Source organism: Streptomyces sp. Je 1-4 4N24 (assembly GCF_026239515.1).
Taxonomy (GTDB): domain Bacteria; phylum Actinomycetota; class Actinomycetes; order Streptomycetales; family Streptomycetaceae; genus Streptomyces; species Streptomyces nigrescens.
In genome coordinates this window covers 8,645,484-8,659,422 of sequence record NZ_CP110836.1, presented here as the reverse complement: position 1 = coordinate 8,659,422, position 13,939 = coordinate 8,645,484, and the positions used below count along the sequence as shown (strand labels likewise).

Annotated in this window: 12 protein-coding genes; 4 read left to right on the top strand and 8 right to left on the bottom strand. The window is 69.5% G+C overall.

Annotated features, from left to right (window positions below; translation table 11 throughout):
- Window positions 1-27: 27 nt before the first annotated feature.
- Window positions 28-789, top strand: a complete 762-nt coding sequence (locus tag SLV14N_RS37570) for a GNAT family N-acetyltransferase (RefSeq protein WP_263272832.1) — start codon at window positions 28-30, stop codon at window positions 787-789.
- Here SLV14N_RS37570 and SLV14N_RS37565 read toward each other — a convergent pair.
- On the bottom strand, window positions 746-2,599 hold the full coding sequence (locus SLV14N_RS37565) for an ABC transporter ATP-binding protein (protein WP_263272830.1): 1,854 nt from the start codon (window positions 2,597-2,599) through the stop codon (window positions 746-748). The genes SLV14N_RS37570 and SLV14N_RS37565 overlap by 44 nt on opposite strands.
- A 150-nt stretch (window positions 2,600-2,749) precedes the next feature.
- Complete coding sequence (locus SLV14N_RS37560) at window positions 2,750-4,360, bottom strand: alpha/beta hydrolase (RefSeq protein ID WP_263272828.1); 1,611 nt, start codon at window positions 4,358-4,360, stop codon at window positions 2,750-2,752.
- A gap of 460 nt (window positions 4,361-4,820) precedes the next feature.
- On the opposite strand from SLV14N_RS37560, the gene SLV14N_RS37555 reads away from it, so the two are divergent.
- The gene (locus SLV14N_RS37555) at window positions 4,821-5,222 is read left to right on the top strand and encodes an alpha/beta fold hydrolase (RefSeq protein ID WP_208687329.1); all 402 of its coding nucleotides are present in this window, start codon (window positions 4,821-4,823) and stop codon (window positions 5,220-5,222) included.
- 91 nt (window positions 5,223-5,313) lie between these two features.
- Here SLV14N_RS37555 and SLV14N_RS37550 read toward each other — a convergent pair whose 3' ends face one another.
- On the bottom strand, window positions 5,314-5,571 hold the full coding sequence (locus SLV14N_RS37550) for a hypothetical protein (RefSeq protein ID WP_208687328.1): 258 nt from the start codon (window positions 5,569-5,571) through the stop codon (window positions 5,314-5,316).
- Between the two features lie 105 nt (window positions 5,572-5,676).
- Here SLV14N_RS37550 and SLV14N_RS37545 point away from each other — a divergent pair, with 105 nt between their 5' ends.
- Window positions 5,677-6,426, top strand: coding sequence for an SOS response-associated peptidase (locus SLV14N_RS37545; RefSeq protein ID WP_208687327.1), 750 nt, complete (start codon window positions 5,677-5,679; stop codon window positions 6,424-6,426).
- Window positions 6,427-6,488: 62 nt separating this feature from the next.
- Here SLV14N_RS37545 and SLV14N_RS37540 read toward each other — a convergent pair whose 3' ends face one another.
- The 4 genes from SLV14N_RS37540 to SLV14N_RS37525 all read right to left on the bottom strand — a co-directional run bounded on the left by SLV14N_RS37540 (window position 6,489) and on the right by SLV14N_RS37525 (window position 12,142).
- Window positions 6,489-8,339, bottom strand: coding sequence for a beta-galactosidase family protein (locus tag SLV14N_RS37540; protein ID WP_263272824.1), 1,851 nt, complete (start codon window positions 8,337-8,339; stop codon window positions 6,489-6,491).
- A gap of 172 nt (window positions 8,340-8,511) precedes the next feature.
- Window positions 8,512-10,455 carry a YhgE/Pip family protein gene (locus SLV14N_RS37535; RefSeq protein WP_263272822.1) on the bottom strand — a complete coding sequence of 648 codons (1,944 nt, stop codon included), beginning with the start codon at window positions 10,453-10,455 and terminating at the stop codon, window positions 8,512-8,514.
- On the bottom strand, window positions 10,452-11,144 hold the full coding sequence (locus tag SLV14N_RS37530) for an ATP-binding cassette domain-containing protein (RefSeq protein ID WP_263272820.1): 693 nt from the start codon (window positions 11,142-11,144) through the stop codon (window positions 10,452-10,454). The genes SLV14N_RS37535 and SLV14N_RS37530 overlap by 4 nt, the downstream gene beginning before the upstream one ends.
- A 185-nt stretch (window positions 11,145-11,329) precedes the next feature.
- Window positions 11,330-12,142: a trans-aconitate 2-methyltransferase gene (locus tag SLV14N_RS37525; RefSeq protein WP_263272818.1), complete on the bottom strand. Its 813-nt coding sequence runs from the start codon at window positions 12,140-12,142 to the stop codon at window positions 11,330-11,332.
- A gap of 372 nt (window positions 12,143-12,514) precedes the next feature.
- On the opposite strand from SLV14N_RS37525, the gene SLV14N_RS37520 reads away from it, so the two are divergent.
- Window positions 12,515-12,904: a hypothetical protein gene (locus tag SLV14N_RS37520; protein ID WP_263273410.1), complete on the top strand. Its 390-nt coding sequence runs from the start codon at window positions 12,515-12,517 to the stop codon at window positions 12,902-12,904.
- A 173-nt stretch (window positions 12,905-13,077) separates the two neighbouring features.
- On the opposite strand, the gene SLV14N_RS37515 is transcribed toward SLV14N_RS37520, so the two are convergent.
- A complete protein-coding gene (locus SLV14N_RS37515) occupies window positions 13,078-13,476 on the bottom strand; it encodes a hypothetical protein (RefSeq protein ID WP_263273408.1) in 399 nt (132 codons plus the stop codon).
- Window positions 13,477-13,939 lie beyond the last annotated feature (463 nt).

Sequence of the window (13,939 nt, the reverse complement as noted above, 5' to 3'; positions counted from 1 at the left end):
CCATGGTGAAGCCAAGTGGATGCGGCCATGGCTGACGCTCTCCTGCTCGTTCGCGCCCGGGAGCTGTGGGTGGAACTGGCAGACACAGCAGTCGAGTTCTTCCCCTCAGGAGGGGCGAAGGTTGTGGTCGCGCCCAGTTCGCGGTTGGCTCCGCCGTCGTGGACCGGGGTCGTACGGATCGGTGACGCTGCCCTCGTCACCGCGCCGAGCGTGCGTACCGCCGGGATGGTGGCCGAGGCCGCGCGGAAGATGTCCCCCGAAGAGCTCGTCGACATCGCTCGTCTGCGTGCGGTGCTGCCTGTACTCGATGTCCTCGGCCCGGCTTCGCTCTTCTATCTCGGCCGGGACGGCTTTCTTCCCGCGCATGAAGGCACCGCGGTCGAGCAGTTGCCGATCGGTGACGGTGACAGTAACGGTGACGGTGGTCTGGCCGCCCTGCTGGCCCGGGCCGGGAAGGAGGAGGCCGGCGAGAGCGGCCTGGAGGACATCTCCTCCCCCGCGTTCTGTCTTCGCCGGGGCGACGAGGTGGTGGCCGCGGCCGGGTACCGGTCCTGGCCACGGTCGGTGGCTCACCTCAGCGTGCTGGTGGCCCCGCACTGTCGGGGCCGGCGCCTGGCCCGCGCCGTGGCGTCCGCAGCGGTGGCCCATGCCCTCGATGCCGGGTTGCTGCCGCAGTGGAGAGCACGGCTTTGTCCCTCGCAGCGTGTGGCCGTAGCTCTGGGGTTCCAGGAACTGGGTACCCAGCTCAGCGTTCGGCTTGATGACGCCCCCCTCGACCGTGGCCGGTAAGCACTGAGCTTCCGCAGACGGCCTCCGCCTCCTCCGTCGCCGGCGCGGGGCCCGCGGAGATGTCCAGGGCCGCCACCAGCTCGCGGTACAAGGGATCCGTCGCCAGCAGTTCCTCGTGGCTGCCCTGGACGCGGATACGGCCCGCCTCCATCACCACGATGGTGTTCGCGTCGACCACGGTCGACAGCCGGTGGGCGATCGTGACCACGGCACCGGCGGCGGCGCGGGAACGGATGCAGTCGTGGACGGCGGCCTCGGTGATCCCGTCGAGCTGGGCGGTCGCCTCGTCGAGGAGCAGGACGTCGGGGGTGCGTAACAGGGCCCGGGCCAGGGCGATGCGCTGGCGTTCGCCGCCCGAGACGGTCGTGGTGGACAGGGTGGTGTCAAGGCCGTCGTCGAGGGCGTCGATCTTCTCGGCCAGCCGGACGTCCCGCAGAACCCGGCGCAGTTCCTCGTCCGTCGCGTCGGGGCGGGAGAGCAGCAGATTGTCGCGGATGGTCCCGGGCACGATCGGAGTGTCCTGCTCCACGTACGCGAGTCGGGTCCGGATGTCGTCATGGGTGAGGTCGCGGTAGGGGCGGCCGTCCAGGAGCAGTTCGCCCTGCGTCGGCTCCAAAAAGCGCAGGACGAGAGAGAAGAGGGTCGTCTTGCCGGCTCCCGATGGGCCGACGATCGCGGTGTGCCCGCGCCGGGGGACGGCCAGGTCGATGCCCCGTACGGCGGGCTCGGCGTCGGGGCCGTAGGCCGCGGTGACCTGCCTCAGCGCCAGTACGGGCACGTCGTGCCGGGGATCCGGGCCGGCCGGGGGCGCCGGGTGGGCGGCGGTGCTCTCGGTCTGCAGGTCGTCGGTCTCGCGGATACGTTCCGCGGCCGCCATGCCGGCCTGTAGCGCGGTGACATTCGAGCTGAGCTCGGTGATCGGGTCCACGAGCCCGAACGCGTACAGCAGGAAGGCGATCAGGCTGGAGACCTCCATCTGCCCCTCGCCCACCCGCCAGGCACCCACGCCCAGAATCACGATGATCGCCAGCTCTATGCCGGACCACGAGACCGTCCAGGCCAGCGCCTCGCGGCGGACCGCGCGGATGCCGTACTCGGCCGAGGAGCGCGCGTCGGCCACGATCCGCTCGGCGGTGCGGTCCTCGGCGCGGCTCACCTTCACCGTCCTGATGGCACGCAGTGTGCCCTCCAGCGCTCCGCCGAGCCGGCCGAGATGCTCCTGGGCCCGCTGCTGAGCCGTGGCGATCCCGGGCATCAGGACCGCGAACAGCACACCGACCAGCGTCACCGATGCCATCGTGGTGCCGAGCAGTACGACGTCGAGCACGCCCATCAGGACGAGTGTCCCCAGGAGCATCACCGTCCCGTTGATCAGGCCGACCAACGCGTCGGTGGCGGCCTCTCGCAGCAGCACCGTGTCGGAGGTGACGCGGGTGACGAGCTCGCCAGTAGGGCGTCGGGTGATGGCCGGCACGGTGGCCCGCAGGAAGCGCCGCACCATCGACTCACGGGCCTCCAGCACGACGCGCTCCCCCACGGCACCGAGGAGCGTCCACTCCCAGAACCGGACGGCAACGCCGACCACGAGCAGCACCAGCAGGGCCGCCAGGGGCCCCTTCAGCGGCGACGCATCACCCAGCGCATCGAGCACCCACTTCGTGACCATCGGCGTGGCCAGCCCCAGCGCCGACGCCACCAGGGCCAGGAGCAGTGCCCGTATCAGCGCACCCTTGTGCGGGCGGGCGAACGAGCACAGGATCCGCAGCCGTGGCATGGCCGCACTCCGCGGGAGGGATTGACGAACAGTCATGCCCCTGAGTGGAATGTCCACGCTCCACAAGGGTCAAGCGAATTTCGTTCCCGTATGGCGCGTTTCCGTACTGCTGCGCCGGTCACTGAGCGCTTTCGAGGTGAGCAGGCCGCCGCTCAGCCGCCACACACATGCGCCGGCCTCCCCATGTCAGCGCGGGCAGTTGGCGGTCTTGTCCGGGAGCTTCCCCCCGACCAGATACCTGTCGACGGCACGGTCGGTGCACGTGGACGGATCCTCCGCGGCGTACGCCCCGTGCCCCTGGCCCTTGCGTACGAGCAGCGAGCTGCTGTCCAGCTGCCGGTGCACCGCCCGCGCGTTCTCCAGCGGAGTATTCGAATCGTCGGTGTACGACACCAGCAGCACCGGTGCCGCCCCGGAGGCCTTGACCGGATCGGCCCCACCGGTGGGGGCAACCGGCCACGTCGCGCAGTCGATCATCTGCCAGGCGTAGTAGCGACCGAAGAGCGGCGACTGCTTGGCGAACGCATCGGCGGTGTCCAGCATCTCCTTCGGGGACTTCGGCGCGGACGGCGAGTCCAGGCACAGCACCGCCGGCATGCTCGAGGACTCGTTCTCCTCGGCCTGCTCCTCCTGCGGCGTCAGGTTCTCGCCACCGCTCTCGTCGGCCGTCGCGGCCTCGAAGCGCTCGAAGGCGGTCCCGTCCCCGTCCAGGGCGGCCACCAGCGCCGTGGTCAGCTGCTTCCAGCTCTCTTCGGCCGTCACGCCCATCTCCAGATACATGGACAAGGTGGCGTCCGTGATCTCCTCGCCGTCAGCCCCTCGCAGCGGCTCCTGCTCCAGCTTCTTGGCGAACTCGGTGAGCCTCCGCAGAATCTGCTCGACCGTGGCTCCCAGACGGTCGTCCCCGCGCGCGACGAGGTCCTGGGCGTATCGACGCAGCGCGTCATCGGAGGTCTTGACGTCGAGCCGGGTGACCTGCCGTATGTCGGCGTCGGGGTTGACGACACCGTCCAGCACCATCCGGCCCACTCTGCCGGGAAACAGCTTCATGTACTGCTGACCGATGAAGGTGCCGTAGGAGACGCCGGTGTAATTCAACTTGGCGTCCCCCAGGACCGTACGCAGCACGTCCAGGTCGCGCGCGACGCTCACACTGTCCATGTGCGCGAGAACAGCGCCGCTCGCCTTCTCGCAAGCCTGGGCACGCCTGGTCGCGTCGGAGAACTCCCTCTCGGCCTCCGCTTCGGTACGCGGCGGGTCCTCGGGCCCCTGCGCCACGCCGTCGGGGCACTTGATCTGCCCGGAACCGGCTATGCCTCGTGGGTCGAAGCCGACCAGGTCGTAGCGGGCCCGGGCCTGTCCGCCGGCCTGCCAGTTCCCGCTGGCCACGTCGGCCGCACCGCCCGCGCCGGGCCCGCCGGGGTTGAAGAGCAGTGACCCCAGCCGACGCCCCTGGTCCTTGGCCGCCACCCGCGACACCCGCAGTTTGACGGTCTCACCGTCAGGGGCGGCGTAGTCCACAGGCACCTTCACCCAGCCGCACTCCGCGCCGGGCACCGCCTCGGGGGTGACGTCCGCGCCACAGGCCGTCCACTGGACCTCCTGCTGCGTGAAGCGCGCGGGCAGCACCGGGACGGACGTGCTCTTGCCCTTGGCGTCGTCGGGCCGGGACGCTGCGGCGCCACTGACGCCGCAGACCGTCACCACCAACGTGGTGGCGGCCAGCACACCAGCGGTCAGGGACTTGGAGCTGGAATTGGACCTGAACTTGGACCTGGACCTGCGGGGTATGGACATCAATCGCCGTTCTCGCTCTCTCGCTACTCCCCGGGAAGCATGCGCATAGGCGGCGCCCCCCGCTATCGCCCCCGTCACAATCGCGGTACGGACATACGCAGCGCCGTGGGGCCGGCACGCACCGTAATCGGCGCGGGTCTCCAGGAGCGGTCGAGCTGCGGCCTCCAGCAGCGGCAAACGCCGGCGCCATCGATGCGGTAGCCCCGACCGTAATCACGGTGAGTGGGGAGTCACACCCGTCGGTGACCAGGAGGCTCTCGGGCCGGCCCGGCCCCTGGCACCGCCCCTCTGCAGCCGCAGATCACCACCGGCTCCGCGCCGGCCCGGCCGGCGGGCTGTCGCCACAGGATTGGAGCCATGAGCCAAGGCCCTCTCACGCCGCCCCCGGCTCGGCCCCGGAGCCGGGGACTCATACGGTGGTGACACGGCCCCATCCGTCAGCGCGGAACAAAGGAGCCCCGTGTCGACTCCCTCGGGCGCACGTCATACCGCTCTCCACTACACCGATCAGGGGAGCGGCCCGCCCGTGGTCCTGGTCCACGGGGTGGCCGGCGGCATCGTCACCAGCTGGGGGAGCCTGCTGGAGCAGCTCGCCGAGCACCATCGCGTCATTGCGATCGACAACCCGGGCTCGGGCAACAGCCCGCTTCCCGACGGCTCTTTGCAGCTGGACGCCATCGCCGACAGCATTGCCCTGACAGCGGAACACGCCGGTCTTGAGCGCTACACCGTTGTGGGCTCCGACGCCCTCGCCCAGGGCATCAAGGGCAGCCGCCTCATCCGCGTACCAGCCGGCCACGACGCGCCGGCAGAACAGCCGATGGCCATCTCCGCACACATCCACGCTCTCACCCACCGATGACCGAACTTCCTGTCACCGGGGTGTGGAAGGCAGGGAGGGGAGCCGCCACCGCGCCGGCGTCACGGCCACCCGCTCGTGCACGCCACCACGATCAGGAAATGACCCTCACGGTCAGCCCATAGTCCAGCTCTGCACCGTCGACGAGCAACGCCTCGACCGTGCGCGTACGGGGGTCGATGTCGGCCACGATCCCGTGCCCGACGTAGCGAGGGTAGCCCGAGGCGCCCATCTCGCCCGTCGCCTCGACTACCGCCGATCGGACGGCTGAGTCCTCCACTGAGGCACCGCCCCTGTCCTCAACATGTTCGGGGATCAACAAGATCGTGAAGCGCTGCGGCTCTTTAGTCACGCTCCGATATTTAAGTGCCTGCGCCACCAGCAGTGGGGCAGGCGCGCGGCATCGGAGTCGCGCATGCGGGCGTGCCCTGGCCGGTGGCGTGGCAAGGTGGACGGTATGTGCGGTCGATTTGTCTCCACCCGCGGTCCGCAGGATCTGGTCGACCTGTTCGACGTGACGCGCTGGGATCCCGGCCAGGCGCTGGACCCGAGCTGGAACGTGGCCCCCACCGATGACGTGTGGTCGGTGCTGGAACGCGTCGAGCGCGACACCGGCGAGATCACCCGGCAGTTGCGGCCACTGCGCTGGGGGCTGGTGCCCTCGTGGGCGAAGAGCCTGAGCGTCGGCGCGAAGATGATCAATGCCCGGGTGGAGACGGTCGCGGAGAAGCCGGCCTACCGCCGGGCCTTCGCCAAGCGCAGGTGCCTGCTGCCGGCGGACGGCTTCTACGAATGGCAGGCCGTCGCGGCGACCGAGACGGCCAAGGCCCGCAAGCAGCCGTACTTCATCAGCCCCGAGGACGGCCGGGCCATGGCGCTCGCCGGACTGTACGAGTTCTGGCGCGCCCCCGACGCCGGCGACGACGATGCGCCGGGGACGTGGTGGACCACCTGCACGATCATCACCACCGAGGCCACCGACGCCGCGGGACGCGTCCACCCGCGGATGCCGCTGACCATCCCCCCCGCCGACTGGAGCGCCTGGCTCGACCCCGCCCACCAAGACCCCGCCGAGCTCCGCGCGCTGCTGACAGCTCCGGCCGCAGGACACCTGGACTCCCGCGCCGTCTCCACCGCGGTCAACAGCGTACGCAACAACGGGCCTCACCTCCTGGACGAGATCACCGAGCCCCCGTCCGACGGCTGACGGCTGACGGCTGACGGCTGACAGGTCGCTGCGAACGGAGTTCGTGCCGATGGGGTGCCGTACTAGCCGATGTCGGGCTCGGAGCGTACTTCGATCCGGTCCCCCGTCCGCTCCATCTCCAGGACGACGAGCTCGTTCCGCCCCCGCCGCCACAGATGGCTCGGCGCGTACAGGGTGACCTGCGGCCCGAGGGACCAGTAGCGGCCGAGCGCGAAGCCGTTGAGCCAGACCATGCCCTTGTCCCAGCCCGGAAAGGCGAGGAAGCCGTCCGCGGGGGTGTCGACATGGACCCGGGTCCGGTGGAACGCGGGGCCGGTCGGGGTCTCTCCGCTGCCGAATTTCAGAGCCGAGAGATTGTCCAGGGGCAGCCGGCGGATCTCCCAGTCGCTCAGTTCCTCGTCGTCGAGGAGTACCTCGCCGCTGATCCCCTTGGGGTCGTTGAAGTTCTGGCCGAAGTTGACCCGCCCGGTGGGGTCCACCAGGAGGTCGAGGGTGCTGGATGCGTCGGCCACGGTGAAGTCGACGCGGTGGTCCGGCTGGTTGCGGTCGAAGGTGCCGATGCGCTTGCCGTCGCCGAACACCAGCGCGCGGTCGCCCAGGCCCGTGATCCTCAGGGCCTTGGTCCCCTGCTGCCCCCGTACCCGAGTGCGGTAGTGGATCAGTCCGTACGGCTGCCCGAGCGCCTCCATGTGGACGGGAGCGGTATGCCGTACCGGAGTGCTCAGTACGTCGAGCACATCCATCAACGGCACCGACTCGCGGACGGTGACCCTCTGGGCCGGCATGCGGCGCGGTGTGGCCGGCAGGGGCGTGTTCGGCAAGGTGGTGTACTTGGCCAGCACCTCACGCACCTTGTGGAATTTCTCGGTGAGTTCGCCGGATTCGCTGATCGGGGAATCATAGTCGTAGCTGGTGACGGTGGGCTGGTAGGCGCTGCCGGTCACGTTGGCACCCGCGGACCAGCCGAAGTTCGTTCCGCCCACCGCCATATAGAAGTTGATCGACGCTCCCGCTTCGAGGAGCTTCGCCACATCGGCGGCGGTCTGCGCCGGGTCGGTGGTGTGGTGCCGCTCTCCCCAGTGGTCGAACCAGCCGTCCCAGAACTCCGTACAGAACAGGGGCTTGTCCGGCTGGAATTTGCGCAGCTCCGCGAAGGGTCCGGTGGGGTCCCCGGCGAAGTTGACGGTCGACAGGAGATCGGGGAGGCTGCCGGCCTTCAGCGCTTCCTGGGTGGCCCCGTTGGAGCAGAACAGCAGGCTGTCCACGCCCTGTGCCCGCATGCTGTCCCGCAGATGTTCCAGGTGCGCATGGTCGTCGTCGTAGCTGCCGTACTCGTTCTCGACCTGCATGGCGATGATGGGCCCGCCGCGTGTGGCCTGCAGATCGACGAACCGGGGCAGGAGTTCGGCGAACCAGGCGTCCACCGCCCGTTCGTAGGCAGGGTCGGAGCGGCGCAGCGGCGCGTCCTTGTCCTTCAGGAGCCAGGCCGGCAGACCGCCGAAGTCCCATTCCGCGCAGATGTACGGCCCCGGTCGCACGATCACCTTGAGCCCGGCCTCGTCCGCGGTCCGCACGAAGGCGGCGACATCGCGCCAACCGGTGAAGTCGGCCTTCTCCTCGTACGGTTGGTGGAAGTTCCAGGCGACGTAGGTCTCCACCGTGTTCAGGCCCATCGCCCGCATCCGCAGCAACCGGTCGCGCCAGTCCTTGGGATGCGTCCGGAAGTAGTGGAAGGCACCCGCGAGGATCCGGAACGGCTTGCCGTCCAGCAGGAATTCGTTCCCGCGGATGGTCAGCCCCCGCGGGCTGTCGGCCTGGGCGAAGGCCGTACGGCCGCTGCCCAAAGCGACACCCACGGACGCGCCGCCCGCTATGGCCGCGCTCAGAAATCTACGTCGGCTGAACTGCGTCATGTCTGCTCTCCTCGATTCGACTGGCCGTCACCCAAGGTTCGAACATGTTCAGTGGTGCGCGCTTCTGTGCATTGAGAGTGTTATGTAGAACAGAAACGAGCACAAGGGTTCGTGACCGAGCACGGTGAACCAGGGGGACGCGGACGTAACCGTCAACGGCCTGGCCCGGCACTCACAGGGAGACGTCCGGGTGCAGGCGCCCGACGCTCCACACCCGTTGGCGTCGTACGGCGAGGGCAGTCAGCGCGAGGAAGCCGGCCGTGAAGAGGAAGAGGACGACGAAATCCCGCAGCAGGTTCGCGGTGAGCCCGCCCGATACGGTGACGCGCAATCCGTCGACCAGGTAGGTCATCGGGAGCAGTGGGTTCAGCACCTGGAAGAAGGCCGGCTCGGTGGGCAGCGGATAGAGCCCGCCGGAGGCGGTGAGCTGGAGGATGAGCAGGACCAGTGACAAGACATCACCCGGCACCCCAAAGACGGTGCGCAGGCAGTGATCGACGGCAACGAAGGCCGCTGCCGCGGTGACCAGGAGCGCGACCGTCCCGACGCGGTGGACGGGGCTGAGCCCGAGGGCGAGGTCGACGACGCCGTAGAGCACGAGCGCCCCCACGGCGCCGAGCACCGCCGCCGGAAGCCACCCCGCGACGGCGGTGGTGAACGCACCGACCCGGCCGGCCAGGGCGCGGGTGTTGAGCGGCCGCAGCAGCAGGTAGGCGAAGAGGCCGAACACCCACAGGGCGATACCGAAGAAGAACGGGGCCAGACCGCGTCCGTAGACCCCCGCCGGATGCAGGTTGCCGCGATCGATGTGGACGGGTGTGCCCAGCACCTTGGCGGCGTGGGCGACCTGATCGGGGCTGGTGCGGGGAGTCTTGTGCAGTCCCTCGTCCACGGTGCGGGAGACGTCAAAGGCCCCGTCGTGCGCCTGGTCGGCGGCGGAGCGCAGGGCTCCGGAGCCCTTTTCCAAGGTGCCGAGACCGTTGGACAGACTGCGTGCGCCGTCGGCGGCGCGGTGGGAACCGGTGTCGACGAGACGGAGCGGGGTGTGCAGGGCCAGCACATCTCTCCTGAGTGAGCCGATGTTGTCCTGGAGGCGCTCGGCGTCACGGAGCGAGCGCCGGGCGTTGTTCTCGGCAGCGGCGGCCCGGCCGTCGAGGTCGGTGGCGGTGGAATCCAGGTCACGGGCGTGGCTGAGGGCCCTGCGGTAGACCGGGTCGTCCCGCAATTCGGGGTGCGAATCAGCGAGTTCGGTGAGATCGGCCACCGCACGTGAAGTGCCCTTGTGGGTCGCGCTGGTGGCGGTGTGCACCGCGTCCAGGCCGTCGGTCGTCAGCCGGGCGGTCGTCACCAGGGCGGAGACGGCTCCGGGCAGGCGGTCGGCGGCGGCCCGGTCGAGGCGGCCGGAGAGGTCATCGATCTGCCCGGCTGCCTGGGCGATCTGCCCCGCCCCGGCAGCGACGCCATCGGCACCGTCATGCAGCGTGGAGGTCGCCGAAGCGACCGTGGAAGTACCCTGCTGCGCCACGCGGGTGGCCCCCACCAGCCGGTGCGCGCCATCGGCCGCGGTGGACAGCTTGTCGCGCACGTCCGACAACTCACCGTAGACGCTGCGCACATAGGCAGCATGTGTGGCGGAGTTGACCTGATCCTGCAGCTTGTTCTGCACCACCTCGGTCATGATGCCGGCGATGTAGTTGTTGGCATCGTTGAGTTCGATCCGGATGCCCGCCTGTTGCGGGCGGGTGTCGGCACCGGTGGCGAGTTTGCGGCTGAAGTCGGACGGGATGTCGATGGTGAAGAAGTAGCGGCCGTGCTCCAGCCCGTCCCGTGCCTGGTCCGCTCCGACGAAGTGCCAGTCGAAGGTGCCGGACGCCTTGAGCTGCTGGACCAGCTGGTCTCCGGCGTTCACCCGGTTGCCCTGCCGGGCATGCGCCGGCTGGTCCTGGTTGACGACGGCGACCGGCATGCGGTCCGTCTTGCCGTACGGATCCCAGTTCGCCCAGAGATACATGGCGCCGTACAGCAGAGGCACCAGGCAGAGCAGGACGGGGACCAGTCGGCGCATCGGGCCTCGGAAGCGCCGGAGTTCGAGCAGCGCCAGCTTGACGGCTTTCATGTGTCGGCGTCCTCTCGAACAGCGGCCGTTCCGGCCGGGAGACGGTCCCGGCTGCGCCGCGGCAGTAACAGCGCGATCAGGCCGGGAGCGGGCGGGGGCGGACGGAGGCAGCCGGCCAGCACGGTGGGACCGTTGTCCTGGACCCGGCGCAGTGCCTCCCACACGGGTCCGTGCGCGTCGGGCGGGAGGCCGTCGTCGACGTCGTCGACCACGAGCGCGCCGGGCCGTTCGGCGAGGGCCAGTGCGGTCGCCAGCAGCAGCCCGTCAGCCGGGCCGAGGTCCTCGACCAGATCTGCCTCTCGTGGGGCGAGGTCCAGGGTCTCGAATGCCTGACGGATGCGGCGCTCCGTCACACCGGGACTGGTCAGACAGCGTTCGGCCATCACCTCTCGCACCCGTAGCCGTCCTTCGAGATCGACCGCGGGCGCGGCTCGGGCGAGGGCGACCAGCCTGCGGACCCGCCGCCCCTCGGCGGGCAGGACGTGCCCGCCGACCCGGACGGCTCCGCCGGAGAGCCGCATCCGCCCGGCGAGCGCCAGCAGCAGAGAGGTACGCCCGGAACCGGCCGGGCCGTGAGCGGCCAGCAGTCCGCCCGCCGGCACATCCAGGTCCACCCCCTCGAACACCGGACCTCTCGGCCCCCGCACGCTCGCCCCGCGGGCCACCACGTCAACTCCAGAAGCTGTCATGCAGCAAGGTCTAGCCGCGATCGGTCAACCCACCCATTTATCAAGCGAGTTGTGACGCTCTTCACGTGGCGCTGAGGACGGTGCCCGGATGCCTGAGCCGGATGCCTGAGGGGATGCGGAAGCCGTGGGTGTCCTCGTCCCGCCAAGGACCCGATTCCGGAGGGCTTGGCTTGTCGGCTTCCTGCTCAGGCCGACGCGTTCGGAATCTCCCCGGGGCGGCGGCCCCATGCGGAAATGGTGACTTGCGGGATGTCGATGAACGCTGGGTCCTTCAACAGGGCGGCGAACTCAGCCAGGTCGGCTTCAGTGATGAGCCCGTCGGCGAGAAGCGCGGGAGCCGCCTGAGTGATGAGAGGGAGCCAACGGTCCTTTTCCAACCCGCCCATGCAGCCGAGGTTTCCGCTGAAGGCCACCTCGGTCAGTGCGTTGCGCGCGAGGAGAGAGGGCAGGGCGCGGGCCCAGGTCATATCGGCGCCGTGTTTGCGATATGTGCGCTGATAAGCCTCAAGGATGCGCCGGACCAGCGGGAAGGGCGAGGTGTCGGCCGGGAGGTGGTAGGGCTCTTCAATGACGAGCCAGCCACCTGGGGAGAGCCAGCGGACGGCCCGCGCGATCACCTCGTCGCGGTCCGCAAGATGACAGAACAGGTAACGGGCATGGATGAGGTCGAAGCTGCCGGGCGCGTAGTCCCCGCGCGTGATGTCGGCTTCCTGGATCTCCAGATTCGCGGCCCGGCCCGCATCCAGGTGACGGGTGTCGAGATCGACAGCGACCACGCGTCCGTCCGGGCAGCGTCCGGCGAGCCAGTAGGCGATGGAGCCGGTGCCCGCGCCCAGTTCCAAACAGTTCCATGAGGCTTCGATGGGAAGCCCGTCGAGGACTCCGGTGGTGAACGCGTCGACGCTGCGCTGGATGGACTCCAAGCGGTCACGTTCACGCTGGGCGTCATTGCTCAACAGGCCGCTGTTGTACGGGGTGGTGGCAGGCCGCTGCGTCATGGGGTGCGCCTCTCTCGTGCGAATGGCCGATGGGTGGGGATCGCGCCGGGGAGCAGGCTCAGCGCTTCGAGCGTCGCGGCCGGTGCCGCTGGGGCTCCCCTCCGCCTGCACCGCACCGTCAATCGGGGACAGAAGGCTACAGCGGCCTTCCCTCGGCTTGATCGGTTTGCACCCTCGCCTCCGCCGCAGCGGCTGCGGCTGCAGCGGTGAGCCGGGCGGCCGCCGCAGGGGGTCTGAGGGGAGGGCCGACACGGTGAATCCGCTGATCGGTAGGAGTGAATGCGCGGGACGGGCCGTTGCTCAGGCTTGGTCGATGAGGGCACGGCCGGTAGCAAGACGCGGGGTACCAACCGCGAGGTGCAGGAGCACACAGTGAAGAACATGCCACGTGTCAATTTCGTGATCGCAGGAGCTTGCGGTCTGCTCCTGGCCGCCGGCGGGGCGTCGCCCGCACAGGCGTGGGACGGCGGCGGACTGTTCGGCGGCGGCGGGGGCGGCGTCTGGAACAGCGACACCATCGCCAACTTCCACGCCGGGTTCAACTGCTCACACCGGGCCAGGATCTGCATCAACGGGCCGCTGAACAGCGGAAACGTCCGGAACTCGCAGAACGTCCGCCTATATGGCCACAACAGCAACAGCGGCAGTCCGACCAACGTCAACGGCAACACCAACGACAACGCCGGCGGCACGACCGGAGCCGCGAACAAGTCCAGCAACGACCAACAGCACATCGGCCACGGCGGGAAGCAGAAGCTGTGACCCGACACTGACTCCGCCCCTCCGGCCCCGGCGCGATCCGGGGCCGGAGGGCTGTGCGGCCGTGGCCGCGCCGGGGGGCGGGGCGGAAAACGGCGATCGCCCGGCGGAGTCCGCCGGGCGATCGTGCGGCTGCCGCGGCCTTGGCGGCCCGGCAGCCCGGGGAGGTCATGGCCTCAGTGCAGAAAGCCTCCCAGGATGCGCTGCACGCTGTTGCCGCTGCCCTGCGAGGCGCCCGTCGCGGCGTTGGCGCTGTTGGTCGACCCGTTGGTGTTGGCGAGGTTGCCGCTGTTGTTCGGGTTTCCGTGGTTAAGGAAGTTGCCGCTGTGCAAACTGTTTCCGCTGCGCACCGGCCCGTTGATGCAGGGGTGCGGAGAACGGAACACGGGAGACTTGTAATTGAAGTCGGCGAGGCGGTTGTTGCACACCACCCCGGAGACCATGCCGGTGACGGTACCGAGGTCGGCGCCCACGGCGGCCGAGAGCAGGGATTCGCCCGGGAGGCTCTGAGCGCGGGCAATGCCGCTGCCGAGCAGCACCAGCCCGCACGCACCGGCGATACTGCCCGCCTGCACAATTCTTCTCACTCGTCGCTCCTCGTGGCTTCGTCCAACGGCTGCCATACGTATCGTGCTGCCGCTATCGGCCCGTACCGGCGTTCAACCCGCAGCAACGAAACCCCCGGCGGCCACAATCAGCCGGGTGGCCCAACTCGCTTCGCGCACGAGCCACTCCGGCATCGGCTTCTCCACACGCCTGGCTCCGGCGTGCACCGCGGCATGGAGGGGACGAGGCGCGGCCGGCGCAGGACGCACAGCGGTCGTCTCACTGCTCGGCACCCAGTTCTCAGATCTCGACCGCCGCCAGACGCAGGCCCGATGGCTCGTGCGTGTGCATGGTCGCGGGGAACCGGTCTTCCGCGACGATGCGCGTTGCCACGAGGTGTCCGCCCGGCCGGTGGGCCGGGCTGATTCACCCGGTCCGAAGACCGTGATCAGCCCGGCCGCCCGGCTACCGGCGCCTTGGGACGCCTTCGCT

Coding starts and splice junctions, on each gene's coding strand:
- SLV14N_RS37570 (WP_263272832.1), top strand. CDS start 28: ATGGCTGACGCTCTCCTGCTCGTTCGCGCCCGGGAGCTGTGGGTGGAA.
- SLV14N_RS37565 (WP_263272830.1), bottom strand. CDS start 2,599: ATGACTGTTCGTCAATCCCTCCCGCGGAGTGCGGCCATGCCACGGCTG.
- SLV14N_RS37560 (WP_263272828.1), bottom strand. CDS start 4,360: ATGTCCATACCCCGCAGGTCCAGGTCCAAGTTCAGGTCCAATTCCAGC.
- SLV14N_RS37545 (WP_208687327.1), top strand. CDS start 5,677: ATGTGCGGTCGATTTGTCTCCACCCGCGGTCCGCAGGATCTGGTCGAC.
- SLV14N_RS37540 (WP_263272824.1), bottom strand. CDS start 8,339: ATGACGCAGTTCAGCCGACGTAGATTTCTGAGCGCGGCCATAGCGGGC.
- SLV14N_RS37535 (WP_263272822.1), bottom strand. CDS start 10,455: ATGAAAGCCGTCAAGCTGGCGCTGCTCGAACTCCGGCGCTTCCGAGGC.
- SLV14N_RS37530 (WP_263272820.1), bottom strand. CDS start 11,144: ATGACAGCTTCTGGAGTTGACGTGGTGGCCCGCGGGGCGAGCGTGCGG.
- SLV14N_RS37525 (WP_263272818.1), bottom strand. CDS start 12,142: ATGACGCAGCGGCCTGCCACCACCCCGTACAACAGCGGCCTGTTGAGC.